General features: G+C 69.6%; 16 protein-coding genes. 8 read left to right on the top strand and 8 right to left on the bottom strand.

Annotation, left to right across the window (positions count from 1 at the left end; all coding sequences use genetic code 11):
• Positions 1-2: 2 nt before the first annotated feature.
• Positions 3-1,400: an argininosuccinate lyase gene (gene argH / locus QFZ47_RS06325; protein WP_307654833.1), complete on the bottom strand. Its 1,398-nt coding sequence runs from the start codon at positions 1,398-1,400 to the stop codon at positions 3-5.
• Between the two features lie 52 nt (positions 1,401-1,452).
• Here argH and QFZ47_RS06320 point away from each other — a divergent pair, with 52 nt between their 5' ends.
• Genes QFZ47_RS06320 through QFZ47_RS06295 form a run of 6 tightly spaced genes read left to right on the top strand, consistent with a single transcriptional unit; the run spans position 1,453 to position 7,996 of the window.
• Positions 1,453-2,529, top strand: coding sequence for a sensor histidine kinase (locus QFZ47_RS06320; RefSeq protein ID WP_307654832.1), 1,077 nt, complete (start codon positions 1,453-1,455; stop codon positions 2,527-2,529).
• Entirely contained in the window at positions 2,526-3,275 is a 750-nt protein-coding gene (locus tag QFZ47_RS06315; protein ID WP_307654831.1) for a LytR/AlgR family response regulator transcription factor, read from the top strand. The genes QFZ47_RS06320 and QFZ47_RS06315 overlap by 4 nt, the downstream gene beginning before the upstream one ends.
• A complete protein-coding gene (locus QFZ47_RS06310) occupies positions 3,272-4,534 on the top strand; it encodes an AI-2E family transporter (RefSeq protein WP_307654830.1) in 1,263 nt (420 codons plus the stop codon). The genes QFZ47_RS06315 and QFZ47_RS06310 overlap by 4 nt, the downstream gene beginning before the upstream one ends.
• Before the next feature lie 57 nt (positions 4,535-4,591).
• Positions 4,592-5,809 (top strand): acetyltransferase domain-containing protein, encoded by a 1,218-nt coding sequence (locus QFZ47_RS06305; RefSeq protein WP_307654829.1) that lies wholly within the window; start codon positions 4,592-4,594, stop codon positions 5,807-5,809.
• Between the two features lie 5 nt (positions 5,810-5,814).
• The gene (locus QFZ47_RS06300) at positions 5,815-6,564 is read left to right on the top strand and encodes a DUF4198 domain-containing protein (RefSeq protein ID WP_307654828.1); all 750 of its coding nucleotides are present in this window, start codon (positions 5,815-5,817) and stop codon (positions 6,562-6,564) included.
• A 13-nt stretch (positions 6,565-6,577) separates the two neighbouring features.
• On the top strand, positions 6,578-7,996 hold the full coding sequence (locus QFZ47_RS06295) for an OprD family outer membrane porin (RefSeq protein ID WP_307654827.1): 1,419 nt from the start codon (positions 6,578-6,580) through the stop codon (positions 7,994-7,996).
• A 54-nt stretch (positions 7,997-8,050) separates the two neighbouring features.
• On the opposite strand, the gene QFZ47_RS06290 is transcribed toward QFZ47_RS06295, so the two are convergent.
• Positions 8,051-9,304 carry an MFS transporter gene (locus QFZ47_RS06290; protein WP_307654826.1) on the bottom strand — a complete coding sequence of 418 codons (1,254 nt, stop codon included), beginning with the start codon at positions 9,302-9,304 and terminating at the stop codon, positions 8,051-8,053.
• A complete protein-coding gene (locus tag QFZ47_RS06285) occupies positions 9,291-9,818 on the bottom strand; it encodes a GNAT family N-acetyltransferase (protein WP_307654825.1) in 528 nt (175 codons plus the stop codon). The genes QFZ47_RS06290 and QFZ47_RS06285 overlap by 14 nt, the downstream gene beginning before the upstream one ends.
• A 49-nt stretch (positions 9,819-9,867) precedes the next feature.
• On the opposite strand from QFZ47_RS06285, the gene QFZ47_RS06280 reads away from it, so the two are divergent.
• Positions 9,868-10,806 carry a LysR family transcriptional regulator gene (locus QFZ47_RS06280; protein ID WP_307654824.1) on the top strand — a complete coding sequence of 313 codons (939 nt, stop codon included), beginning with the start codon at positions 9,868-9,870 and terminating at the stop codon, positions 10,804-10,806.
• Here the strand turns inward: QFZ47_RS06280 and QFZ47_RS06275 are convergent.
• The 5 genes from QFZ47_RS06275 to ppc all read right to left on the bottom strand — a co-directional run bounded on the left by QFZ47_RS06275 (position 10,790) and on the right by ppc (position 24,332).
• Entirely contained in the window at positions 10,790-12,028 is a 1,239-nt protein-coding gene (locus QFZ47_RS06275; protein ID WP_307654823.1) for an MFS transporter, read from the bottom strand. The genes QFZ47_RS06280 and QFZ47_RS06275 overlap by 17 nt on opposite strands.
• A 197-nt stretch (positions 12,029-12,225) precedes the next feature.
• Entirely contained in the window at positions 12,226-12,753 is a 528-nt protein-coding gene (locus QFZ47_RS06270) for a hypothetical protein (protein WP_307654822.1), read from the bottom strand.
• 30 nt (positions 12,754-12,783) lie between these two features.
• Positions 12,784-21,015: a glycoside hydrolase family 94 protein gene (locus tag QFZ47_RS06265; protein ID WP_307654821.1), complete on the bottom strand. Its 8,232-nt coding sequence runs from the start codon at positions 21,013-21,015 to the stop codon at positions 12,784-12,786.
• 94 nt (positions 21,016-21,109) lie between these two features.
• Complete coding sequence (locus QFZ47_RS06260) at positions 21,110-21,328, bottom strand: hypothetical protein (RefSeq protein ID WP_307654820.1); 219 nt, start codon at positions 21,326-21,328, stop codon at positions 21,110-21,112.
• A gap of 157 nt (positions 21,329-21,485) precedes the next feature.
• Positions 21,486-24,332 (bottom strand): phosphoenolpyruvate carboxylase, encoded by a 2,847-nt coding sequence (gene ppc, locus QFZ47_RS06255; RefSeq protein WP_307654819.1) that lies wholly within the window; start codon positions 24,330-24,332, stop codon positions 21,486-21,488.
• An 82-nt stretch (positions 24,333-24,414) separates the two neighbouring features.
• On the opposite strand from ppc, the gene hemC reads away from it, so the two are divergent.
• On the top strand, positions 24,415-25,341 hold the full coding sequence (gene hemC / locus QFZ47_RS06250; protein WP_307654818.1) for a hydroxymethylbilane synthase: 927 nt from the start codon (positions 24,415-24,417) through the stop codon (positions 25,339-25,341).
• Positions 25,342-25,349 lie beyond the last annotated feature (8 nt).

Here is a 25,349-nt window from a genome sequence, read left to right as displayed (position 1 = left end):
CGTCAGGCCAGCCGGGTGCGATGGCGCGCAATTTGCGCCTTCACTTGAGCCGGCGCGGTGCCGCCGAGGATGTTGCGCGCGTTGAGCGAGCCGCGCAGGCTCAGCACGTCGTACACGTCCTTCTCGATGCTCGGGTTGAACTGCTGCAGCACGGCCAGCGGCAGCTCCGCGAGGTCCACCTTGTGCGAGGTGGCGGCCTTCACCGCGTGGGCCACGGTTTCATGCGCGTCGCGGAAGGGCAGGCCCTTCTTCACGAGATAGTCGGCCAGGTCGGTGGCGGTGGCGTAGCCGCGCAGGGCGGCGGCTTCCATGGCCTCGGGCTTCACGGTGATGCCACCGATCATCTCGGCGAAGATGCGCAGCGTGTCCTTGAGCGTGTCGACGGTGTCGAACAGCGGCTCCTTGTCTTCCTGGTTGTCCTTGTTGTAGGCCAGCGGCTGGCCCTTCATCAGGGTGATGAGCGCCATCAGGTGGCCGACCACGCGGCCAGTCTTGCCGCGGGCCAGCTCGGGCACGTCGGGGTTCTTCTTCTGCGGCATGATCGAAGAGCCGGTCGTGAAGCGGTCGGCAATCTGGATGAAGCCGAAGTTCTGGCTCATCCACAGGATCAGCTCCTCGCTCATGCGGCTGATGTGCACCATGCACAGGCTGGCGGCGGCGCTGAACTCGATGGCAAAGTCGCGGTCGCTCACGGCGTCCAGGCTGTTCTGGCACACGCCGTCCATCTTCAGCGTTTTGGCGACCAGCTCGCGGTCGAGCGGGTAGCTGGTGCCGGCCAGCGCGGCGGCGCCCAGCGGCAGGCGGTTGACGCGCTTGCGCACGTCCTGCAGGCGCTCGGCGTCGCGGCTGAACATTTCCACGTACGCCAGCATGTGGTGGCCGAAGCTCACCGGCTGCGCCACCTGCAGGTGCGTGAAGCCGGGCAGGATGACCTCGACGTTCTTCTCGGCGATGTCCACCAGCGACACCTGCAGCGCCACCAGCAGCTCGGCGATCAGGTCGATCTCGCCGCGCAGCCACAGGCGCACGTCGGTGGCGACCTGGTCGTTGCGGCTGCGGCCGGTGTGCAGGCGCTTGCCGGCGTCGCCCACCAGCTGGGTCAGCCGGGCCTCGATGTTCAGGTGCACGTCTTCGAGGTCGAGTTTCCACTCGAAGGCGCCCGATTCGATTTCAGCGCGGATCTGCGCCATCCCACGCTCGATCTCGGCGTGGTCCTGCTTGGCGATGATGCCCTGGGCGGCCAGCATGCCGGCATGGGCCAGGGAGCCCTCGATGTCGGCCTGCCACAGGCGCTTGTCGAAGAACACGCTCGCGGTGTAGCGCTTCACGAGGTCGCTCATGGGTTCGGAGAACAGGGCCGACCAGGCTTCGGATTTCTTGTCGAGTTGGTTTTGAGTCATGGGAGCCGTGCCAGAGAGGCAATAATGGGTTTGGTTACCCAATGTATCTGTGATGCGCAATCCGGCGATTTTATCGGCCACCTCCACCCCCACGCCTGCGTCCCCGCCGGAAAGAGGGCGTTTGCCCGCGCGCGGCAGCCCCGGGCTGTTCGACGCCTGCCAGATCGGGGTGGTGCTGCGCGCGGTGCTCTTCGTGGAGGCGCTGGTGGCAACCGCCACGCTGTTCGTGTCGGCCTCCCCCGGGGAATGGCTGGTGCAGGCCGCCACCGTCACGGGCGGCGCGTTGCCGGCCACGCTGCTGTGGCTGGTGGCGGCCTGCGGGCTCAAGAAGCCGCTTGGGCGCCTGCCGCGGCAGGCGCAGTACGCGGCGGGTGCCGTGCTCGGCGCTGTTTCCTCGCTCTACGGCTGCGGCCTGCTGCGCCTGACCGGCGTGCTGGGTGCGGCGCCGTGGCTCGCCAGTGCCGTGGCGGGCGCCTTCATCGCGGGCATGGTCATGGCGGCGATGGTGCTGCGTGCGCGCGGCCAGACGCCCGCTGCCATGACGGCCCGGCTGGAAGAGCTGCAGTCGCGCATCCGCCCGCATTTTTTGTTCAACACGCTCAACAGCGCCATTGCCCTGGTGCGGGAGGAGCCCACCAAGGCCGAAACCATGCTGGAAGACCTGGCCGAGCTGTTTCGCCAGGCGCTGGCCGACCCGGGCGAATCGGGCACGCTGGCCGACGAGATTGCGCTGGCCGAGCGCTACCTGGCCATCGAGCAGGTGCGTTTCGGCGACCGGCTGCGCATCCGCTGGGACCTCGATGCCGCGGCCAGCAGCGCGCGCCTGCCGCCGCTGCTGCTGCAGCCGCTGGTGGAAAATGCCATCAAGCACGGCGTGGAGCCCAGCCCCGAGGGCGCCAAGCTGCGCATCCGCACCGAGCGCCGCGGCAGCGTGGTGGTGATCGAGGTGGTCAACAGCCTGCCGCCGCTGCGCTGGGCCGACGAGCCCCTGCCGCGCGGCCACGGCATTGCATTGGCCAACGTGCGCGACCGGCTGCGGCTGCTGCACGACATGCAGATGCAGTTCAGCGCCGGCATGGACCACAAGAACTACCGCGTGCGCATCGCCATTCCCGCCGCCGAACCATGACTCTCAAGACCCTGATCGTCGATGACGAAGCCCTGGCCCGCTCGCGCCTGCGGACCCTGCTGCGCGACTGCCGCTCGCCCGCCGCCGAAGTGGTGGCCGAGGCCGCCCAGGGTGCCGAGGCGCAGAAATATCTGGACAGCATGGCGCTCGACCTCGTGCTGCTCGATGTGCATATGCCCGGCATCGACGGCATCGAGGTGGCGCGCGCCCTGCGCGACAGGGCCGATGCACCGGCCGTGGTGTTCGTCACCGCGCATGCGGCCCATGCCGTGACGGCCTTCGATCTCGACGCGGTCGACTACCTGACCAAGCCGGTGCGGGCCGAACGCCTTCAGCAGGCGCTGCAGAAGGCCGAGCGCTTCCTGAAGGAGCGGCGCGCGCTGCAGCAGGCGGACGCCCAGCAGGAAAGCGTGCTCATCCAGGACCGCGGCCGCGCCGAGCGGGTGCCGCTGTCGGAGGTGCTCTACCTGAAGTCCGAGTACAAGTACCTCACGGTGCGCACCGCCACGCGCAGCCACATCCTGGACGGTTCGCTGAATGAATTCGAGGAGCGCTATCCCGCGCGCTTCCTGCGGGTGCACCGCAATGCGCTGGTGGCGCGCTCGGCCATCCGTGCACTCGAAAAATACGATGACGGGGAAGACGCCGAAGGCTGGGCCCTGCGGCTCGACGCGATCCCCGAACCCGTCGCGGTGTCGCGGCGGCAACTGGCTGCAGTGCGTGAAGTGCTGAAGGAAGCGCGATGACCGATAACACCAAGACGACCGGCGAGGCGCCGGCAGCGCCGCAGCCCCCGCCGACGGCGGAACTCCCGGCAGAGCAGCCACCGGAACCCGCGCCGGAGCCCCCGCCGGACGCCGTGCCGCCCGAACTGCCGCCGGTGCCGGCGCCGGAGCCCGAACGCATGCTGCTGCACATGCCGGTCGACGTGCGCAGCGTCTCGCTGGTGGTGCTCGCGGTGCTGGCCAGCGTCTTCGCGCTGCAATGGGGCAAGGCCGTCTTCATTCCGCTGATGCTGAGCCTGCTGCTGACCTACGCGCTGTCGCCGCTGGTCGAGCGGCTGCACCGCTTGCGGCTGCCGCGCTGGATCGGCGCGGCGCTGATCCTCGTCGGCCTGTTCGGCGGCCTGGGCTGGACCGGCTACTCGCTCTCGGGCAGCGCCACGCAACTGGTCGAGTCGCTGCCCATCGCGGCCCAGAAACTGGGGCAGGCCATGCGCCGCAGCAGGAGCGCCAGCGCCACGCCGCTCGAAAGCGTGCAGCAGGCGGCCGCGCAACTCGAAAAGGCGGCCGAGGAAAACTCCGCGCGCGTCGCGGCCCGCAAGGGCGTCGCGCGCGTCGTCGTCGAGCGGCCGCCCTTCAATGTGCGCGACTACGTGCTCAGCGGCACTGTCGGCCTGCTCGCGGCCGCGGGGCAGCTCACGCTGGTCGCCTTCCTGACCTACTTCGCGCTGTGCTCCGGCGACACTTTCCGGCGCAAGCTGATCAAGATCACCGGGCCGAGCCTGCAGAAGAAAAAGATCACCGTGCATGTGCTCGACGACATCACCCTCAACATCGAGCGCTACCTGCTGGTGCAGATCCTGGTCAGCGCGCTGGTGGGCCTGACGACCGGCCTCGCGTTCTGGGCCATCGGGGTCGAGAGTGCCCCCGTGTGGGGAATCATTGCGGGCGTGACCAACCTCATTCCCTACATCGGCTCGGTGATCGTGCTGGTGGCCGCGGGGCTGGTGGCCTTCCTGCAGTTCAACAGCCTGCAAATGGGCATCCTGGTCAGCGGCGTGTCCCTTTCCATCCATACGCTGATCGGCAACCTGCTGATGCCCTGGCTCACCAGCCGCACCAGCCGCATGAACCCGGTGGCCGTGTTCGTGGGCGTGATCTTCTGGGGCTGGCTCTGGGGCGTGTGGGGGCTGCTGCTGGGCATTCCCATCACCATGGTGATCAAGTCGATATGCGACCGGGTCGAAGATTTACAGCCGATCGGTGAACTTTTGGGCGAGTAGACCGGAGAAAAGAAGTTTCGGTGTGTACGATATTGGGAATCAATTCTCAATAATGCAATGACCGAAATCTCATCCACTCCTTTGCCGGGCCAGGCCGGGTCGCCTGCCGCGGCCCTTGCCGGCGTCCGGGCCGCCGCTTCGGCCCGGCTTCTTTCCATCGATGCGCTGCGCGGCCTCGTGATTCTGTTCATGCTGCTGGACCACGTGCGCGAGACCTTCTTCCTGCACCACCAGGTGCCCGATCCGATGGTCGTCGCCGAGACGCCGCCCGAGCTGTTCTTCAGCCGCCTGCTGGCGCATCTGTGCGCGCCGGTGTTCGTGTTCCTGACCGGGCTGTCGGCCTTTCTCTACGCCTCGAAGCAGCCCGACGGCCGCGCGGCCGCTTCCTCCTTCCTGTGGAAGCGCGGGCTGTTCCTCGTGCTGCTCGAAGTCACCGTCATCAACTTCGCGTGGACCTTCCAGTTCCCGCCCGCCAAGGTGTTCCTGCAGGTGATCTGGATCATCGGCCTGAGCATGCTGGCGCTCGCGGCGCTCGTGTGGCTGCCGCGCAAGGTGCTCATCGTGCTGGGCATCGTGCTGGTCGCAGGCCACAACCTGCTCGACGGCGTGCACTTTCCGGTCGGCCACGTGTTGCATGTGCCATGGGCCATCCTGCACGACCGCGGCTGGATCGAAGTGAGCGACACGTTGAAGATGCGCACCTCCTATCCGCTGCTGCCGTGGATCGGCGTGATCGCGCTCGGCTACGCCGCCGGGCCGTGGTTCCTGCCCGCCGCCGATGCGCAGCAGCGCCAGCGTCGGCTGCTGGCCTGCGGATGGGGGCTGCTCGCGGGCTTCCTCGTGCTGCGTGCGCTCAACGTCTATGGCGACAAGCCCTGGGTGGCGGGCGACACCGCACTGGCCAGCGCGATGAGCTTCGTCAACATCACCAAGTACCCGCCGTCGCTGCTGTTCATTGCGCTCACGCTCGGCATCGGGCTGCTGGTGCTGCGCGGATTCGAGCGCCGGCAGGGCAGCGGCTGGATGGCCTGGCTCGCCGTGTTCGGCGCCGCGCCGATGTTCTTCTATGTGCTGCACCTGTATGTGCTGAAGTTCCTCTACCTGGGCGCCGAGGCGGCCTGGGGCGTCAACAAGGGAAAGGTCTTCGGCTTCGACGCCCTCTGGATGGTGTGGCTCTGCGCGCTCGCGCTCGCCGCCTTGCTTTATCCGGCCGTGCGCGCCTTCGCCGCCTTCAAGGCCCGGCGCCGCGACATCGCCTGGCTCAAGTACCTGTGACCGCCATGGCATTCCTTCGCAATCCCTGGTTGCGCGGCGCCATGGCGGTGTCGCTGATGTGGGCCGCATCGATGGCGGCCCAGGCCCATGGCATCTGGTTCGCCCAGCGCTCGGGCGACCTGGCCCTGATCTACGGCGAGGGCGGCGACGACCTTGACGCCGCCAAGCGCCTGCCGCTGATCAAGTCGATCGCAGGCTACGACGCAGCGGGCCGCTCGGTGCCCACCGCGCTCGAGGCGGCCGGCAAGCTTGCGCTGGTCGACCTGCGCGAGCAGCCCGCGGTCGTGGCCGCCGTGCTGGACAACGGCATCTGGACCAAGTCGGCCGATGGGCAGTGGCTCAAGAAGCCGAAGAGCGAGGTGGCCGGCGCCATTGCCAGCGGCCACAACTTCAAGTACGCGGTCCACCTGCGCGCGCCGCTTACCCAGCCGCTCGCGGCCCTGCCTGGGCATGCGCTGCAGATCGTGCCCATCGACGCCGCGCTGCCCGCGATGCGGGGCCAGCCGCTGCGCCTGCGCGTGCTCTACCGCGGCAAGCCCGCCGCGGGCGTGCCGGTGCTGGCCGACTTTCTCAACGACCCGGATGGCGAACCGCTCCTGAGCGCCGCCGATGGCACCGTCACGCTGCCGGTGCGCAACCAGGGGCTCAACGTGATCGCCGCGAAGCACGACGCGCCTTCGGACGATCCAGCCGCCACCGACAAGGTCGAGCACCTGGCCACGCTGTCCTTCCGGCTCGCGCATGCGCCGGAATGAGGAGGGCCACGACATGACCCGCCTGCATTCGACAACGTTCCCCGCAGCCCCGTCGCCCCTGGTGCAAGGCCCTCGATGGCGCTTCCCGGTGGTCAGAAGCTGCTGGGGCGCCGCGCTGATGGTGCTCGCCGGCGGCGCTTGCGGCGCCGAGGACCCGACCCGCGAAACCGCCGGAGGCTTCATCGAAGACACCCGCTGGAGCCTGCTGAACCGCACCGTCTACGAACGCCGCGACTACCTCGACGGCGGCAGGAGCAACGGCGGGCGCAATGCCACGCTGCCTCGGGCCAGGCGCAGCGACTACGCGGAAGAATGGGGCTACGGCCTCATGGGCTCGGTGGAGTCGGGCTTCACGCGCGGCCTGGTCGGGTTCGGCGCCGATGCGCACGCCTACTTCGCGCAGAACCTCGAGGGCGACGATTTCCGCGTCGGCAAGATCCGCATGCTGCCGGTGGACCGCCAGGGCTACGCGCAGGACGGCATTGCGCGCGGCGGCGCGGCCTTCAAGGCGCGCATCTCTTCCACCGTTCTCAAGGTAGGCGAGCAGCGCACCAAGACACCGATCTTCAGTTCCTCCGACACGCGCCTGCTGCCCGAGACCATGCGCGGCTGGCTGCTCACGAGCAACGAGTTCGACAAGCTCACGCTGCAGGCCGGCCGCTTCACCGGCTCGACCGACCGCAACGCGCGCGGCACCGGCAACCCGCTGGTCGTCAACTACCTCGACCCGAAGTCGCCGCGCGGCGATGCCTTCGACTTTGCCGGCGGCATCTGGAAGGGCATTCCCTCGCTCTCGCTCACGGCCTACCTCGGCCGCCTGAAGGACACCTGGCGCACCAGCTACCTGGGCGCCTACTACACGGTGCCGCTGCAGGACAAGCGCGCGCTGGCCTTCGACCTGCAGCTCTACCACAGCAAGGACACGGGCCGCGCGCTGGCGGGCCCTGTCGACAACACCACCGCCAGCCTGATGAGCACCTACAGCCACGGTGCGCACCGCGTGGGCCTGGGCTGGCAGAAGGTGGCGGGCGACACGCCGTTCGACTACGTGACACGCGGCGCCATCTGGCTCGGCAATGCGGCGCAGCTGTCGGACTTCAACGCGCCGCGCGAGCAGTCGTGGCAGCTGCGCTACGAAGTCGACGCCGCAAGCTGGGGCGCGCCGGGACTCAGCCTGGGCGCGGCCTACATCCGCGGCAGCGGCATCGACGGCAGCCGCGTGCCCGCCCGCGGCGGCTATGCCTGGCTGGGCTACGGCAAGGACGGCAGGCACTGGGAGCGCGACCTGTGGCTGCGCTATACGGTCCCGGACGGAGCCGCCAAGGGGCTGGCCCTGCTGCTGCGATATGGCGTGCACCGCAGCAACAAGGCGCAGGGCGAACTCGATGCGCGGCAGATCCGGGTGGCGATGGAATATCCGATCGGGGGCTGAGGGGGTGTGCGCTCCGGCGCAGCGGCAGCGCGCGTGCGCGATGGAGCGCGACGCTCACCGAACACGCCGGGCGCGCTCCAGCCGGCCGAAGCGCACGATCATCCACGGTCCCAGCAGCGCGCCAAGCCCGACCGAGCTCCATGCCGCCACCCAGCTGTGCGTGCTGCCGAGGCCGAAGCGCGTCTGGCCCCAGTCCAATGCGAGGCCGAACACCCACGGGCTCAGCGCACCCGCGCCGAAGCCCATCACCGAGCGCACCGAATACGCCACGCCCAGCCGGTGCGGCGCCACCACGTCGGCCAGCGCGGTCGAATAGACGGAAGAGTCTGCGATCGCGAGCAGGTTGTAGATGGCGGCCATCGCGGCCAGCAGCCACAGCGGCCAGGTCCACATCCAGCCGAACGCGAAGGACATGCACAGGCTCATGAGCGTGGCGGCCATCATGATCCGCGCGCGGCCGAAGCGGTCGGACGCGGCACCACCCCCAATGCTGCCGAACACGCTCGCCAAGTGCGCGAACGCCGCCAGCGCAATGCCCGCGCCCTGCCATGGCGCGGCGCCGCCGGCAGAGGCGACCAGGTAGGCCGGCAGCCAGGCCCACAAGGCCATCAGCTCCCAGCAGTGAAAGGCATAGGCCCAGTTGCCGGCCATGGCGGGCTTGTCGCGCACCGTCTCGGCCAGCGCCTGCCAGATGCCTTCGCGTGCCGCTCCCATACCGGCGGGTGGCACGGGCGGCCGCATGCGCCGCAGGGCCGGCACCGTCAGCAGCGCACCCGCGAACGTGCAGCCCGCGGCCACCAGCAGGCCGAGCCGCCACTGCTGTGCGTGGCTGAATGCCGCCACCACCGCCAGCGACAAGGCGTAGCCCGTCGACGCCGCGCCGAGGAAGAGCCCCATCGCCCGGCCGCGCACGGCGGGTTCGGCGTTGCGCGCGAGCAGTTGCAGGCCCGGCGTGTACGAGGCGCCCGCGCAAAGCCCGGCCAGGCCGTAAAGCAGCAGCGCCGAAAGATGGCTGTGCGCGAAGATGGCAAAAGCCAGTGCCGAGCATGCGCTGATCGCGCTGCCGATGAAGAAGACGCGGTGCGGGCCGTAGCGGTCGGCCAACAGGCCTACGGCAAACAGCGAACTCATGTAGCCGATGTGCCACGCGCTCTGGATCGAACCGGCCTGCGCGGCCGTCATGTGCCAGTCGGCCATCATGAAGGGCAGCACGCCGGAATAGGCGGTGACCACCATGGCCTGCAGCAGCCGGCTCGCGCACAGCAGCGCGAGCCATCCGCGCGCCGGGCCCGGCTCAGCGCAGCGCACGCTGCATGAGCACGGTGTCGACCCACTGCCCGAACTTGAAGCCGACGTTGCGCAGCACGCCCACCGTCTCGAAGCCGAGGCTCTGGTGCACGCGCTGCGAGCCGGCATTGGCGCTGTTGCCGATCACCGCCACCATCTGCGTGAAGCCGCCGTCGGTGCAGCGCCGGATCACCTCCTGGAGCAGCGCCCGGCCGATGCCGTGGCCCTGCAGGCCTGCTGCGACATAGATCGAATCTTCCACCGTGTGGCGGTAGGCGGAACGGCTGCGGTAGGGGCTCGCATAGGCATAGCCGGCCACTTCGCCATCCTTCACCGCGACGAGGTAGGGGAGGCCGCGCGCAAGCACGTCGGCGCGGCGCGCCTGCATCTCATCGACGCTGGGCACTTCTTCCTCGAAGGAGCACAGGTCGTGCAGCACATAGTGGCTGTAGATGGCCTGGATCGAGGCCATGTGGTGCGGCTCGGCATCGAGGATTTCAACGGTGGCGGCGGAAGCTCGGATGGGCGAAGGCATGGCCCGGATCTTGACGCTGCACGATCGATAAGTGAAGCTTCGCTGACCTATGCAAGGCATAAGAAATACTTTGAACAAGACACTGAACCTCGACCAGCTCAAGTCCTTCGGGCTGGTGATCGAAACCGGCAGCTTCTCGGCCGCCGCCGACCGGCTCGGCCTTACACAGCCCGCGGTGAGCCTGCAGGTCCGCCAGCTGGAGCGCAGGCTCGCGGTGCGCCTGGTCGAGCGTGTGGGCAAGCGCGCCAGGGCCACGCCGGCGGGCGCGGAGCTGCTGCGGCACAGCCACCACATCGAGACCGCGGTGGAGAACGCCATCGATGCGCTGGCGGGCCATGCGAGCGGCGTGACGGGCCGGGTCCGGCTGGGCACCGGCGCCACCGCCTGCCTGCATTTCCTGCCGGCCGTGCTGCGCGGCCTGCGCGAGCAGTTCCCGGCGCTCGGCATCGTGGTGAGCACCGGCAATACCGACGACCAGGTGCGCAAGGTGGAAGAGAACAGCATCGATCTCGCGCTGGTCACCTTGCCGGCTGCGGGGCGTTCGCTGAGCGTGATGCAGGTGCTCGACGACGAGTTCGTCGCCATCGGCCGCAGCGATCTCGCGCCGCTGAAAGCGCGCGTGGCGCCGGCCGACCTGGCCGCGCTGCCGCTGGTGCTGTTCGAGCCCGCGGCCAACACGCGCAAGCTGGTCGACCGCTGGTTCGCGGCCGAAGGCCTGCAGCCGCAGCCCGTCATGGAGCTGGGCAGCGTCGAGGCCATGAAGGAAATGGTGGCCGCCGGGCTGGGCTACGGCATCGTGCCGCGCATGGCCATGGAGGGCCGCGGCGCGCACCCGGGCCTGAAGATCAGCCGCCTGAACCCCCGCATGCACCGCACGCTGGCCGTGGTCATCCGGCGCGACAAGCCGGTCAACAAGGCCCTGCGCGTGGTGCTCGATGCGATCGTCGCGGCGGGGAAAAGGCCCGGACGCGCTATTCGGCCGAAGTAGCCAGCGCCGCCGCGCCGCCGCGCGCGCGGCCCAGCGTGCCGACGATGAGCGCGGCAATCAGCACCAGCACGCCGCTCAGCACCATCGTGCTCGAGATGCCGAAGTTGTCGACCGTCACGCCGCCGATCAGCGCGCCGGAAGCGATCGCCACCTGGAAGCCGCTCACGAGCAGCGCCTGGCCGGCCTCGGGCGCGTCGGGCACGGCCTCCATCATCCAGCCGGTGAGCGCCACCGGGATCAACCCGAAGGCCACGCCCCAGATGAACACCACCACCGCGCCGGCCACCATGCCGCTGCCGATCATGGTCGACAGCAGCAGTGCCGTGGCGAGCATCAGCGCCGCCAGCAGCGTCGTGCCGCGCACGCTGCGCGCCACCAGGCTGCCGCCGACGAAGGTGCCGATGAAGCCGACCGCGCCATACACCAGCAACAGCGTCGAGACCGCGTTCGGCGCCAGGCCGAACACCTGCTGCAGCAGCGGCTTCAGGTAGGTGTAGGCCGCGAAGTGGCCGGCAATGAAGAACAGCACCGCGAGCAGCCCGACCTGCGCCATGCGGCGTGTCAGCGGCGTGAGCAGGTCGCGCGCACCGATGGCGCGCACCGGCGGTATGGCGGGCAGCAGCCACAGCTGCACCAGCAGCACCGCGGCCGCAAGCGCGCCGGTCACCGCGAACGAGGCGCGCCAGCCGAACTGCGTGCCCAGGAACGAGCCGGCGGGCACCCCCAGCACGGTGGCGGCGGACACGCCCGCCAGCACCAGCGACATGGCGCGCGCCTTGGAGGCGTCCGGCACCAGCTGCGTGGCGGCGGCCGGCGCAAAGGTCCAGAAGCCGCCCACGCACAGGCCGAGCATCAGGCGCGCGACCAGCATGGTGGCGAAGTTGGGCGCAAAGGCGGCGAGCAGGTTCGAGGCGATCAGGAGCGTGGTGAGCGCGATCAGCACGGTGCGCCGGTCGAGCTTGCCCGACGCCACGATCAGCGCGGGGCCGGCAAAGGCGGCCAGCACGCCGGGCATGGTGATCATCAGGCCGGCCGTGCCGTCGGACACGTTCAGGCCGCGCGCGATGTCGGTCAGCAGGCCGATCGGCATGAACTCGGTCGAGACCATGGCAAAGGTGCCGACGGCGATCGAGCCGACCGCCAGCCAGGCGGAGCGGGTGGTCTTGGCCGGTTCGGGCGCAAGATCGTCGACGCAGGGATTGCTGCTGGGTGAATTCATCATGGGAAGGTCCTGGACCGCGTCGGCAAGCGCGCACCGACACGTTGTTGCGAAAGGCTGTCCAGTGTCGGAGCGGACAGGTCCGCCACAAAGGGGCCCGGCGGCAGTAGTCAGTTTCCCCAGGGCGAACAATCGACCCTTTTTGCAATCGCGTGCGCGTTCGAGCCACCGCGATGGTGGCGATCGCCACCCGGCCTTCGCTATGGCGCCGGCAGCACCCGCCCGTCGGCGATGAAGGAGTCGCTCACCAGCACGCGAAAGACCGCACCCGCAGGAAACCGCGCCACGGCGGTCTGCGGCGACAGAAGCTCGATGTCGAGCGCATGCGGCTTTCCCCGCGCGAGCACTTCTCCCGGCGGCACGAACCAGCGGGCCGAGAAGCCTTCGTTGTCGATCACCAGCGCGCAGCGGTATTCCCCCGCGGCAAGCGGCACGTCGTGCGAAGGCAGTGCCGGCGGGCGCAGCGTGAGTTCGGCCCGAAGGTGGGGCGTGAACGCACGCGCGGCATCGAAGGTGGCGGGCTCGGCCGGCGGCGCGCGCCGCGGCAGCTTGCCGATGAGCCAGGCAATGACGTTGCCGATGATGGGCACCCACAGCACCATCAGCAACGTGCCGATGTCGCGCGTGGTCGTGCCGCGCTCCGCGTAATGCCGCACCAGCGCCCCCGCGACCGCCACGCACAGCAGGATGAAAACGATGAGCTTGCGGCGGGACTGGATGGTGGTCATGGATATCAGGATGGAATCGGCTCGCGGACCTTAACCCACCCGCAGCACCGCATTGGCCGGCAGCGCCTGCCAGTCGATCCATTCGCCGATGGCGGCATGGTGCGTGGGCGTTCCGGCGGCATCGGGCGTCCCCCATTGCAGTGTCAGGCGCTGCTCCCCGAGCCGCAGCGCAATCTCGAACCCCGGCCAGTGCGCAGGCACGCGCGGCGTCAGCGAGAGCATGCGGCCTTTTACGCAGAGGCCCAGCAGCGTTTCGACCGCGGCGCGGTGCAGCCATGCGGCCGAGCCGGTGTACCAGCTCCAGCCGCCGCGGCCGACATACGGCGCGGCGCCGTAGATGTCGCCGGCCATCACGTAGGGCTCCAGTTCGTAGGCGGGCCCGCGCTGCGGATGCATCGCGCGGTGCGCCGGGCTCAGGCCCTCGAAGCTTTGCCATGCCGCTTCATGGTCGCCCTGCAGTGCCTGCGCCATCAGCGCCCACACGGCGCCGTGCGAATACTGTCCGCCGTTCTCGCGCACGCCGGGCGGGTAGGCCTGGATGTAGCCGGGATTGTTGGCCGAGTGGGCAAAGGGCGGCGTCAACAGGCGCAGCAGGCCGGCCGGCTCATCGTGCAGATGCTTCTTGACGGCGGCCATGGCGGGCCCGGTGTGGGCGTCGTCCGATGCGCCCGAGAGCACCGACCACGCTTGCGCGATCAGGTCGATGCGGCACTCGTCGTTGGCCGACGAACCGAGCGGCGCGCCGTTGTCGAAGAAGGCGCGGCGGAACCAGGCGCCGTCCCAGCCGGCATCGTGCAGCGCAGCGATCCAGCCGCGCCGGGCCTCGTTCCAGCGCGCGGCCCGATCGTGCTCGCCGCGCGCTTGCGCAATCGGCGCGAAATGCTCGACCACGCTGCACAGGAACCACGCCAGCCAGACCGATTCGCCGCGGCCTTCATGGCCGACCCGGTTCATGCCGTCGTTCCAGTCGCCGGTGCCCATCAGCGGCAGGCCGTGCACGCCGGTCTTCAGGCTGCGGTCGATGGCCAGCGCGCCGTGCTCGAACACGGTGGCCGTGCGGCCGCTGTGCTGCGGCGCGTAGTAGGCGTCTTCGGCGCCCTCGGGAATCGCGGGGCCCTCGATGAACCCTGCCACCTGGTCGAGCAGCGCTGCATCGCCGGTCACCTCGACGTAGTGCGCCGTCGCAAAGGGCAGCCACAGCAGGTCGTCCGAAAAATGCGTGCGCACGCCGGCGCCGCCAGGCATGTGCCACCAGTGCTGCACGTCGCCTTCGGGAAACTGCCGCGCCGCATTGACCAGGATCTGCGCACGCAGCCGCGATGGATCGGTGAGCGCGAAGGCCATCGCGTCCTGCAGCTGGTCGCGAAAGCCGAAGGCGCCCCCGGCCTGGTAGAAGCCGGCCTTCGACCAGAGCCGGCAGGCCAGCGTCTGGTAGATGAGCCAGCGGTTGACCATGGCATCGAACAGCGGATCGGGCGTGCGCACCTGCAGGCGGCCCAGCAGCTCGTCCCAGAAGCCGCGCGCCTGCGCCAGCGCTTCGGGCACGTCGCGCTGGCGCCAGCGGCGAGCGAGCGCCAGCGCCGCGTCGGCGTCGGCGGCGTGGCCCAGCGCGAAGGTGAAGCTGGCGCTTTCGCCGGCGCCAACGACCAATTCGCCGCCGATGGCCGCGCAGGCGTCGAGCCCGCCGCCGGCGCGCCGCGCCAGCGTGTCGGGCACTTCGACGATGCCGCGCCCGGCGAAGAATTCGTTGCGGTCGCAGGTCCACTGCGTGGCCCCCGTCGTCGCGCCTTGCAATCCCGCCAGCAGCAGGAAAGCCGTGCTGCCGCCGAAGCCCGTGCTCGATTCACGCTGCTGCCCGAAGACCGCGGGCTGGTCTTCCGGCTTCCAGCAGTGAATGGTGCGCCGTTCGCCGCGCGCGGCGCCGAGCTGCCACTCGACCATGCCGAGGGCGCGCAGGCGCCGCGGGCCGGAGCCCTGGTTGTGCACGCGCACGTGCACCAGCTTGACGGCATCGTCGCGGTCCGCGAAGAAGGTGGTCTCGAGGGCCAGCTCCCGTTGCCGGCATTCGAAGACCGTGTAGCCCTGGCCATGCCGCACGCGGTGGCGCACGTCGCCGCCATCCCCCGCACCCTGGCCCGCCGGCGTGAGCGGCAGCAGGGCGCCCGAGGCGAGGTCCTGCAGCAGGTAGTGCTCGAAGGCCGGGTCCTGCACCGGGTCGTTCGACCATGGCGTGACCTGGTGCATGCGGCTGTTGCCGGCCCAGGTGAAGCCGGTGCCCCATTCGGACACCTGGAAGCCGAAGCCGGCGTTGGCGATCACGTTGATCCAGGGGCGCGGGGTGCGGTGGGCGGCGTCGACCTCGAAGCGGAACTCGCCGCTCTCGGCATCGAAGCCCCCCGTGGGCGCTTTCGCGGAAGAAGCCGCCGCGGGCCGTGCCAGCAAGGCGGCACGCGACGATGCCGCCGGGGCCTCGGCGTCCGTGCCGGGGTCGACCCGCGCCTCGTGCAGCGCCGCCACCTGCAGCTCGAGCGAGCGCCCGTCGGCGGTGAACACCACGCGCGCCAGCTTCGAAAGCGCGGCTTTCTCCGAGGGTGCCACCTCGTGGTCGCGCAGCAGGTAGAAGCCCGCCGTGTCGTTGCGCGGAAAGCTGTTCTGGGTCTGGTGCGCAACGCGCAGGCGCAGGGCCTCGATCTCGCGCTGCAGTGGCATCAGGTAGGAGTTCGGCTCGCTGTTGAGCACCACCAGGTCGCAGGCCACGCCGCCGAAGCCCCACCAGGGCTGCGCGCGCAGCAGTGCGTTGACCAGCCCCATGCCGTTCATCGAATGGATCGCGACCAGCACGATGGGCTTGTCGCCCGAGATGCCGAAGCGCCAGATCTGCCGCAGGTCGACCAAGCCGCGGTCCTTCATCACGCGCGGCGTGGTGTAGGTGAGGATGGTCGTCAGGTCCTGCAGCGCAAAGGTCTGTGCGGGCGCGATGCTCAGGTCGCGCAGCCGCACCTGCGCCAGCGTGGCGGCCATGCGCGTGGCGCGCTCGACGTGCATCGGCTCCAGATAGCGGTCGATGCTGGGCATCAGCGCCTCGATGCTTTCGTCGGCGGCGGTGGCGAAGCTCAGGCGCGCGGTGGCGCCCGGTGCGATCGACAGGCGCACGCGCAGGCATGCGATGGGGTCGAGGCCGTTCACCGGCGTACCGTCGGCCGCCAGCGGCTGCGCATCGAGCGCGGGGCTCGCGAGCGAGCGGTTGCGCCCGATGAAGGCGCGCCGGTCGGTCATGCAGTCGACGGAAAGCACATGGGCATCGACCGAGGCGAGGAAGTGCGCGGCGGCCACCACCGGGTCGCCGTGCAGGCGCGGCTTGCGCGTCAGCAGCAGCGCACGCCACGAAGGCTCCCAGCGCGCTTCGACGAACAGGTTGGCGAAGGCCGGATGCGCCTCGTCGGCCTTGGGATACGACAGCACCGGCTCGAAGTAGGAGACGAGTTCGAGCGTGCGGGTCTCTTCGCCGGCGTTGTGCAGCGTGATGTTGCGCAGTTCGGTGTCGTCCTCGGGGCTGATCAGCACCGTGGTGCGAACCTGCAAGCCATCGCCGGCGGCTTCGAACTGCACCTGCTCGGCGAGAAAGCGCGTGCGGTAGGTCCAGCCGGCGCCGGGCGCGGGCAGGGCGGTGAGCGAGACGAGTTCGTGCGGGCCTGTGTCCTGTTCGATATTGCGCAGGTAGAAGAAGGTGCCGTGGCTGTCGCGCAGCGGATCGTCGCGCCAGCGGGTCACGTTGAATGCATGCCAGCGGCTCACGCCCGCGCCGTTGGCGCGCAGGGCCACCGTGTAGCGCCCGTTCGACAGCAAGTGCGTGGGCTGGAAGCCGGACACCGTCGGGTCCACCGCGCGGGGCTGGAACAGCGGCGCCAGTTCGGTCAGGCTGGGCTCGGGCGGCGTGCGCGGGTCGGCGCTGCCGATGATCTGCCGTGGCGTGCGCTCGTGCAGCAGCGATTCGTGCGCCTGCACCAGCGCGGCGCTGCCGAACCAGCGGCGCGGCGCCTCGGTGCGCAGCACATGGCACAGCGCCACCAGCGACATGCCCTGGTGATGCGCCATGAAGTTGCGCACCACGGTGAAGTCCTGGCCATTGGCCTGGCGCGAGGTGGTGAAATCCACCGCGTCGTGAAAGCCGAACTCGCCGCGCGCGCCCAGCGATTCGAGCAGTTCCAGGTTGGCCACCGCCGCGGCCGGCGCAAGCGCGGCGGCCATGGCGCTGGCATAGGGCGCCACCACGCGGTCGGTAGGCGGCGTGCGGCGCAGCGCGAGGCGCGGCACGCCGAAGGGCGAATACTGGTAGGCCAGCGAATGGTCCTGCGCGAAGTAGGCCGACTCCGAAACGCCCCACGGCAGCTTCAGCGAACGGCCGAAGGCCTGCTGCGCGGCGATGGCCGCGGCGTTGGCCACCTGCAGCAGGCCGTCGGCGGGCTCGGACATCACCAGCGCCGGCATCAGGTACTCGAACATCGAACCGGACCACGACTTGAGGCCGGGCTGGGAACCCACCAGCAGGAACGGCCGGCCCAGCGCCATCCAGTGGCGGCGGGGTACATCCCCCTTCGCAATCGCCAGGAAGCTCAGCAAGCGCGCCTCGGAAGCCAGCAGGTCGTAGTAGCTCGCGTCGAGCACGTTCTCCTCGACGCGCAGGCCGATGTGGAACAGGTGCCGCTTGGGGTCGTAGAGGCCGCTGAAATCCATGCCCGCATGCAGCGCATCGCAGCGCTGTGCCAGCGCCTCCAGCGCGGGTTCCTCGTGGCTCTGGCAGCCTTCCGCGGCGAAGGTGCGGCAGGCCTGGGCCACGGCCACCAGGTGGCCCGCGAAGTTGCCGCTGTCCACGCTGGACACGTAGGCCGGCGGCAGCAGCTGCAGCGTCAGTGTGTGGTACCAGTTGAAGAGATGGCCCTGGTGCTTCTGCATGCGCTCGACGGTGTCGAGCGTGGCGGTGATGCGCGCGAGCAGCGCCGCGGTGTCGATCCAGCCGAACTCGCGCGCGCAGCAAGCGGCCAGCAGGTACATGCCGATGTTGGTCGGCGAGGTGCGGTGGGCGATGGTCGGCTGCGGCTCGAGCTGCAGGTTGTCGGGCGGCAGGTGGTTGTCTTCCGGGCCGACCACGTGTTCGAAGAAGCGCCAGGTGTCGTGCGCCAGTTTCTCCAGGTAGCTGCGTTGTTCGGCGCGGAGCGGATCGGGCACCCGCGCATCGACGCGGCTGCTCCACCAGGCCGCGAACGGCGCCAGCGCCCAGGCCACGAACAGCAGCGGCCCGGCCACCGGATAGGCGCTCCAGCGCGCCGCTGCCACGGCCAGTGCCAGGCAAAGCACGCTGCTGAGGGCCGCATTGCGCAGGAAGGGCGGCAGCTGCTGGCTGGACTGGGCCTGGGCCTGCGCCGTCGTGGTCCATTGGAGCAGGTGCCTGCGGCTGACCGTCAGCCGCCACGTCGCCAGGAACATCGCATCGAGCAGCAGGCGCGTCTGTGCCGCCAGCTGCACGAACTGCCAGGCCGCGCCCGCCATGGCGCGCAGCAGCTCGACCGCGCCGACATCGAAGAAGTGGCGCAGCTCGATGGCGCGGCGCGTCGGCACCAGGCCGGCCAGGGCGCCGAGCAGCGGTCCGAGCGTGAGCGCCGAGGCGACCGCGGCCAGCGCCCATCCCAGCGGCATGGCCTGCGTGAAGATCACGAGCACCAGCAGCGCGAAGGAGGCGGGCACCACCAGCGAGCGGCGCAGGTTGTCGCCCATCTTCCAGAGCCCGAGCGCGTCGATGCCGAAGTGCCTGGCGCGCCACAGCAGCGGCAGCAGCTGCCAGTCGCCGCGCACCCAGCGGTGCACGCGCGATGCGGCCACGCCGGAGTGGTGCGGGTGGTCCTCGATCAGCACCACGTCGCTCACCATCGCGCAGCGCGCGACCGTGCCTTCGAGCAGGTCATGGCTCAGCACCGCGCCTTCGGGCAGGCGCTGGTCGAGCGCGGCATGCACCGCGCGCACGTTCAGCAGGCCCTTGCCGGTGAAGGAGCCGCTGCCGAACACGTCCTGGTAGATGTCGGAGGCGCCGCTGCCGTAGGGATCGAGCCCGCACTGCCCGGCAAACATCCAGTGGAAGAACGAGCGCTCGCTGCGCATCGGGAACGGCGTCACGATGCGCGGCTGGAGAATGCCGAAGCCCGCCACCACGCGCCGGCTTTGCGCATCGATCTCGGGCGCATTGAGCGGGTGGGCGGCAATCGACACCAGGTCGCGCAACGCGCCGGGCGGCAGGCCGGTGTCGCTGTCGAGGGTCAGCACATAGGGCGTTCGTCCCGGTGCCAGCTGCTGGCCCGGCGCGAGCGGCAGAAAGCCGCTGGCGTCGCCGGTTGCCAAGAGGCGCATCAGCATTTCGAGCTTGCCGCGCTTGCGCTCCCAGCCCATCCAGCGCTCCTCGGTGCCGCTCCAGCTGCGCGGCCGGTGCAGCAGCAGGAAGCGCGGGGCCGCGCCGGCAGGCGCCGGATATTTCGCGTTGAGGGCGGCGATGCGCGCAATGGCATCGTCGAGCAGCGGTGCGTCTTCCGGCAGCGAGGCTTGCGGGGCGTCGGCCCAGTCGGTCAGCAGTGCGAACTGGGCGTGCGCCTCGCGGTTGGCGAGCCAGTGCAGTTCGAGCCGGTGGGCGAGCTGCACGGTGTTCGCGGGCGAGCTCAGCAGCGTGGGAATGACGACCAGCGTGCGGTGCCGTTCGGGAATGCCGGCCGCGAAGTCGAGGCGCGGCAATGCCTGCACCCGCACCGACTCGGCCATGATGCGCTGCGCCAGGGCGATCAACGCCTCCGACAGCGGCCATGCGAGCAGCGCCATCGCCGCGGCCGTGGTCCAGTCCCGGGGCTGCGGCAGGCCGTTGGCCACGGCCGCCAGCAGCCACGCGGTGCCCAGCACGATGGAGAGCACATAGGCCGGCAGGCGCCAGCCGCGGCGGCGGCGCAGCGGCCGCAGGATTCTTGGCGGGCGGCCGGCGCTGCCCGCCGCTGCCTCGGACTGCAGCGCCGTGATCAGTTCGGCACGCCCGTGGCCGAACAGGTAATAGCCGGCGGTGCCGTCGGCGCGGTCGCCGTGATCGCCGCGGTTGCAGCGACCGGTGCCAGCGCCGGCATCGTCGGCCGGCGCGGCGGCCGCGAGCCGCACTACGGCCCGCGCCACCTCGCGCTCGGACCGGCCGCTGTCGCGCGCAACCCGCTCCATCGCATGCGTGATCTGCTGGCGCGTGAGTTCGCTTTCATCCGCGAAGCTCGGCAGCTCGCGCAGCACGCGCAGCGAACGGCTGACGGGTTCGATCAGGTCGCTCCACTCGACCTGGCCGACCATGCGCAGCGTGGTGATGATGTTGCCGACCGTGAGGTTGGCCGCGGCCTGCGCGTTCTGCGCCTCGCCGATCAGCGCCGGCCCGTTGGGGCAGTGCTGTTCGGTCCAGCGCACCAGCGCCGGCACGTTCTCGCCATGCTCCACCGGCAGGCGCTGCCAGAGCTGCGTGAGGTAGGCGTCCTGCAGGTTGTGGCTTTGCAATGCGCGATAGAGCGAATCGAGGTCCGGCGTCGACAGATGCGGCGCCGCGTCCCAGACCGCGTGCGCAATTTCGAGCGCCACCTTGTTCTCCGCAATGCTCTCGGCCACTCGGCGCAGGTTCTCGAGCAGCACCACGCGCAAGGTGGTGGGCAGCGCCCAGAGCTCTCCGAGCGTGAGCTCGTCGATGTCCTGGTAGGCGTTGAGAAACGCGGTGAACAGCGTCTTGTTGAGCACGCTGTCGGTATGCGCCACATAGGCCCACGCAATGCCGTAGACGCGCGGCAGGCCCGCGAGCGGCGGCGTAGCGAGCTTGGGCAGGCGCGCGTAGTAGCTGCGCGGCACGCCGTCGTGGATCTGCTGCAGTTGCGCTTCCACCAGATGGAAGTTGTCGAGCAGCCATTCGGCCGCGGGAGACACATAGCGCCCGCTCTGCGAGATCAGCGCGATGTAGTCGAAGGCACTGCGCAGCGATTCGAGGTTCTCGTCCACGCGCGGGAAAAAGGGCGCTCCCTCGCGCGCGCGGCGGGGGTCGTGTTCGACCGCCTGGGCCCGGGCCAGGCTGTGGCCGTGCTGTTCGAAGCGCTGCGCTCCGAAGAGTTCGGCGCGGATCGGCGGGGCCACCGGATCGTGGGGGGCGAGGAGCAGCGTGCGCGCGTACGCGCTGAGATCCGCGAGCCGGTCAACGACAAAGGCGGCGCTCATCGCGCCGCCTTTGCCTGGAATTCGAGGAGGGTGCTGCCTGTTTGCCCCCTCTCGGGGGAAATTGCAGCCCGGGTCGGTTCAGCCTCTGCCACCCTCAAGCGACGGCGAACAGCCCGATACCGAAAGCGACCGCAACGCAGGCCATCGTGACGATCCGGCCCGCAGCGAGTGCGCGCACCCGCTCCATGTGGCTTCGCATCGAGAACCATCGCCCGTGGGCGCGTGCGCAATGGCGCATGTGGGAGGCCAGCGCTTCGAAATCGTTATTGACGAAATCGATCTGTGAATGGGTAAGTGACTGTGGGGTAGACATTGCAACGGGCTCCTGAATACGACTCGAGCTGCCGCGCGATTGCGAGAGATAGCGAGAAACTTTGAACGTCCCCGACCCTACTCTCTTAATTGACCTTACGGATTGCCATTGCGCGATTGTTTGCGTAGGAGACGGCGCACAACGAGGTCTTTCCCACTCATCCTGTGTTGCGCAAGCCGGCCGCCACCCCGTTGATGGAGATGTGGATGCCGCGCTGCAGCCGCTCGCCGCCTTCGCCGGCGCGGAAGCGGCGCATCAGCTCGACCTGCAGGTGGTGCAGCGGATCGATGTACGGAAAACGGTGGCGCACCGAGCGCTGCATCTCGGCGTTGCCTTCGAGCCGTTGCTTGGCGCCGGTGATGAGGGTGAGCGCGTCGGAGGTGCGGTGCCACTCGGCGTCGATCATCGAGAACACCTTCTGGCGCAGCTTGCGGTCGGTCACGAGTTCGGCGTAGCGCGAAGCCAGCGCGAGGTCGCTCTTGGCCAGCACCATGTCCATGTTGGACAGCAGGGTGCGAAAGAACGGCCACTGCGCATACATGCGGCGCAGCAGCGCGATGCGCTCCTTGCGCGCGGCCGGCGTTCCGGCCGAGGCCAGGAACTGCTCCACGCCCGAGCCGAAGCCGAACCAGCCCGGAATGGTGAGCCGGCACTGGCCCCAGCTGAAGCTCCACGGCACGGCGCGCAGGTCGTCGATCTTGTGGCTCGGGTTGCGCGAGGCGGGACGCGAGCCGATGTTGAGCTCGGCAATCTCGCGGATCGGCGTGGAACCGAAGAAATAGTCGCCGAAGCCCGGTGTTTCGTAGACCAGCTTGCGGTAGGCCGACATGCTCGCCGTCGACAGTTCTCCGGCCGCCGAAAGGAATGTGGCGGGCGCCGACTTGGCCTGCGGCAGCAGCGTGGCTTCGAGGGTGGCGGCCACCAGCGTCTCGAGGTTGCGCCGGCCGATCTCGCGGTTGGCGTATTTCGAACCGATCACTTCGCCCTGTTCGGTGAGCCGGATCTGGCCGCGCACCGTGCCGGGCGGCTGCGCGAGGATGGCCTGGTAGCTCGGGCCGCCGCCGCGGCCCACCGTGCCGCCGCGGCCGTGGAACATGCGCAGCCGGATCGGGTTGGTTTTCTTCTTCTTGTTGAGCTCGTCGAACAGCGACACCAGCGCAATGCCCGCGCGGTAGAGCTCCCAGTTGCTCGTGAAGATGCCGCCGTCCTTGTTGCTGTCGCTGTAGCCGAGCATCACGTCCTGCTCGGCGCCCGAGCGCTCGACCAGCGCCTGGATGTTCGGCAGCGCATAGAAGGCGCGCACGATGGGGGCGGCATTGCGCAGGTCTTCGATGGTTTCGAACAGCGGCACCACGATCAGGTCGCAGGTGGCCTTGCCGTCCATCGCGCCGCGCAAGAGGCCCACTTCCTTTTGCAGCAGCAGCGCCTCGAGCAGGTCGCTCACCGTCTCGGTGTGGCTGATGATGTAGTGGCGGATGGCTGCCGCGCCGTAGCGCGCACGCGCGGCGCGCGCGGCCGCGAAGATCGCGAGTTCGCTCTGCGCCAGTGGCGAGTATTCGGCATCGGGCACGCGCAGCGGACGCGCGTCGTCCAGCAGCTTGAGCAGCAGCGTCTGCTTGGCCTCTTCGGCCAGCGAGGCGTAGGCGGGCTCGATGCGCGCGGTGGCCAGCAGTTCGGCGATCACCGCCTCGTGCTTGTCGGAGCTCTGGCGCAGGTCCACCGTGGCCAGGTGGAAGCCGAACACCTCGACCGCGCGGATCAGCGGCCGCAGGCGCGGCGCCGCCAGCACGCTGCCGTGCTTCTCGGCGAGCGACTGTTCCACGGTGTGCAGGTCGGCCAGGAATTCCTCGGCTCTCGCGTAGGGGTTCTGCGGCGGCACGGCGTGGCGTGCCGCTTCGCCGCCGGTCAGGTCGCGCAGCGTGGCCGCAAGGCGCGCATACACGCCGGTGAGGGCGCGGCGGTAGGGCTCGTCCTTGCGGTGCTCGCTGGTGTCGGGCGAGCGCTCGGCCAGCGCCTGCATTTCGACCGACACGTCCACCAGCGTGGCGGACAGCGAGAGCTCGCCGCCCAGGTAGTGCACTTCGGTGAGGTAATGGCGCAATGCCAGTTCGGCCTGGCGGCGCAAGGCGTATTCGAGCGTTTCGGCCGTGACGTTGGGATTGCCGTCGCGGTCGCCGCCGATCCACTGGCCCATGCGCAGGAAGGTCGCCACGGAAGGCACGGTGCCGCCCTGTCCCAGCGCCTTTTCAAGGTCGGCGTAGACACGCGGAATCTCGCGCAGGAAGGTGGCTTCGTAGTAGCTCAGCGCGTTCTCGATTTCGTCGGCCACGGTGAGCTTGGAGAAGCGCAAGAGGCGCGTCTGCCAGATCTGCGTGACGCGCGTGCGCATCTGCGTTTCGTTCTCGGCAAACTCGAGCGGCGTGAGCGCGTCCTTGGCTGCGGCGTAGGCGCCCTGGCGCAGCTTGATCTCGTCGCGCGTGGTGAGCAACTGCGCAATGGCGCGCTCGGCGTCCAGGATGCTCTTGCGCTGCACTTCGGTCGGGTGCGCGGTCAGCACGGGCGACACATAGCTGCGTGCCAGCGAAGCCACCACCTCGTCGGGCTTGACGCCGGCCTTGCGGATGCGCGCGAGCGCGGTCTGCAGGTCGCCGTCGGCGCCTTCGCCGGCGCGCTCGGCCTCGGTGCGGCGGCGGATCAGGTGCCGGTCTTCCGCCAGGTTGGCCAGGTGGCTGAAATAGGTGAAGGCGCGGATCACGCGCACCGTCTCGGCCGCGCTCAGGCCCTTGAGCAGGTTCTTGAGCGCGCGGTCGGCGGCCTGGTCGGCATCGCGGCGGAAAGCCACCGACAGCGTGCGGATCTTCTCGACCAGTGCATAACTCTCCTCGCCCTCCTGTTCGCGGATCACGTCGCCGAGGATGCGGCCCAAAAGCCGGATGTCGTCGATCAGCGGCTGGTCTTCGGCTTGCCGGCGCTTGGGCGGCGCAGGAGTCTTGCTGGCTTTCATTGCGATGTTTTTCCTGGTCTAGAAAGGATGCGCCGGCTGCGTTGTTGCGGCGCAACATGCTAGCATTCCGGAGGTCTTCAACATGTACTTTTTGGGAGCGGTCTTGAGCAATATCGTGATCGCCACGCGCGAAAGCCGGCTGGCCCTGTGGCAGGCCGAACACGTGCAAGCGCTGCTGCAGGAAAGAGGCCATACGGTGAGCCTGCTGGGCATGACCACGCGGGGCGACCAGATCCTGGACAAGTCGCTCAGCAAGGTGGGCGGCAAGGGCCTCTTCGTGAAGGAACTCGAACTCGCCCTCGAGGAAGGCCGCGCCGACATCGCGGTGCATTCGCTCAAGGACGTGCCTATGGATCTGCCCGACGGCTTCGTGCTGGCCTGCGTGCTGGAGCGCGAAGACCCGCGCGATGTGCTGGTGTCGCCGCGCCACGCCTCGCTCGACGAACTGCCCCAGGGCGCCGTCGTCGGCACCTCCAGCCTGCGGCGCGTGGTGCTGCTGCGCGCGCTGCGGCCCGACCTGCGCATCGAGCCGCTGCGCGGCAACCTGGACACCCGCCTGCGCAAGCTCGACGAAGGCCAGTACGACGCCATCGTGCTTGCGGCGGCCGGGCTCAAGCGGCTGGGCCTGGAGCACCGGATCCGCGTCGCCTTCGATCCCGACACCATGCTGCCGGCCGCGGGGCAGGGCGCACTCGGCATCGAGGTGCGGGCCGACCGCACGGACCTGATCGCGCTGCTGGCCACGCTGTCGCATCCGCGCGATTGGCTCGCCACCGCCGCCGAGCGCGCGGTGAGCCGGTCGATGGGCGGCAGCTGTTCCATGCCGCTCGCAGCCCATGCGCGCTGGCAAGCCGACGGTGCGCTGCGCGTCGATGCGGCCTGGGGCGACCCCGAGGGCAATGCCGCGCTGGTGCGGGTTCATGCGCAGGCCCCGGCCGCCGACTTCGCGCAGGCCAGCGCGCTCGGCGAACGCGCCGCCGCGCTGCTGCGCGACGCCGGCGCGCACTGAAGATTTTC

Source organism: Variovorax paradoxus, assembly GCF_030815975.1.
Lineage (GTDB): Bacteria > Pseudomonadota > Gammaproteobacteria > Burkholderiales > Burkholderiaceae_C > Variovorax > Variovorax paradoxus_N.
The sequence above is the reverse complement of the archived record's forward strand: the minus strand, read 5'-3'. Positions and strand labels throughout refer to the sequence as shown.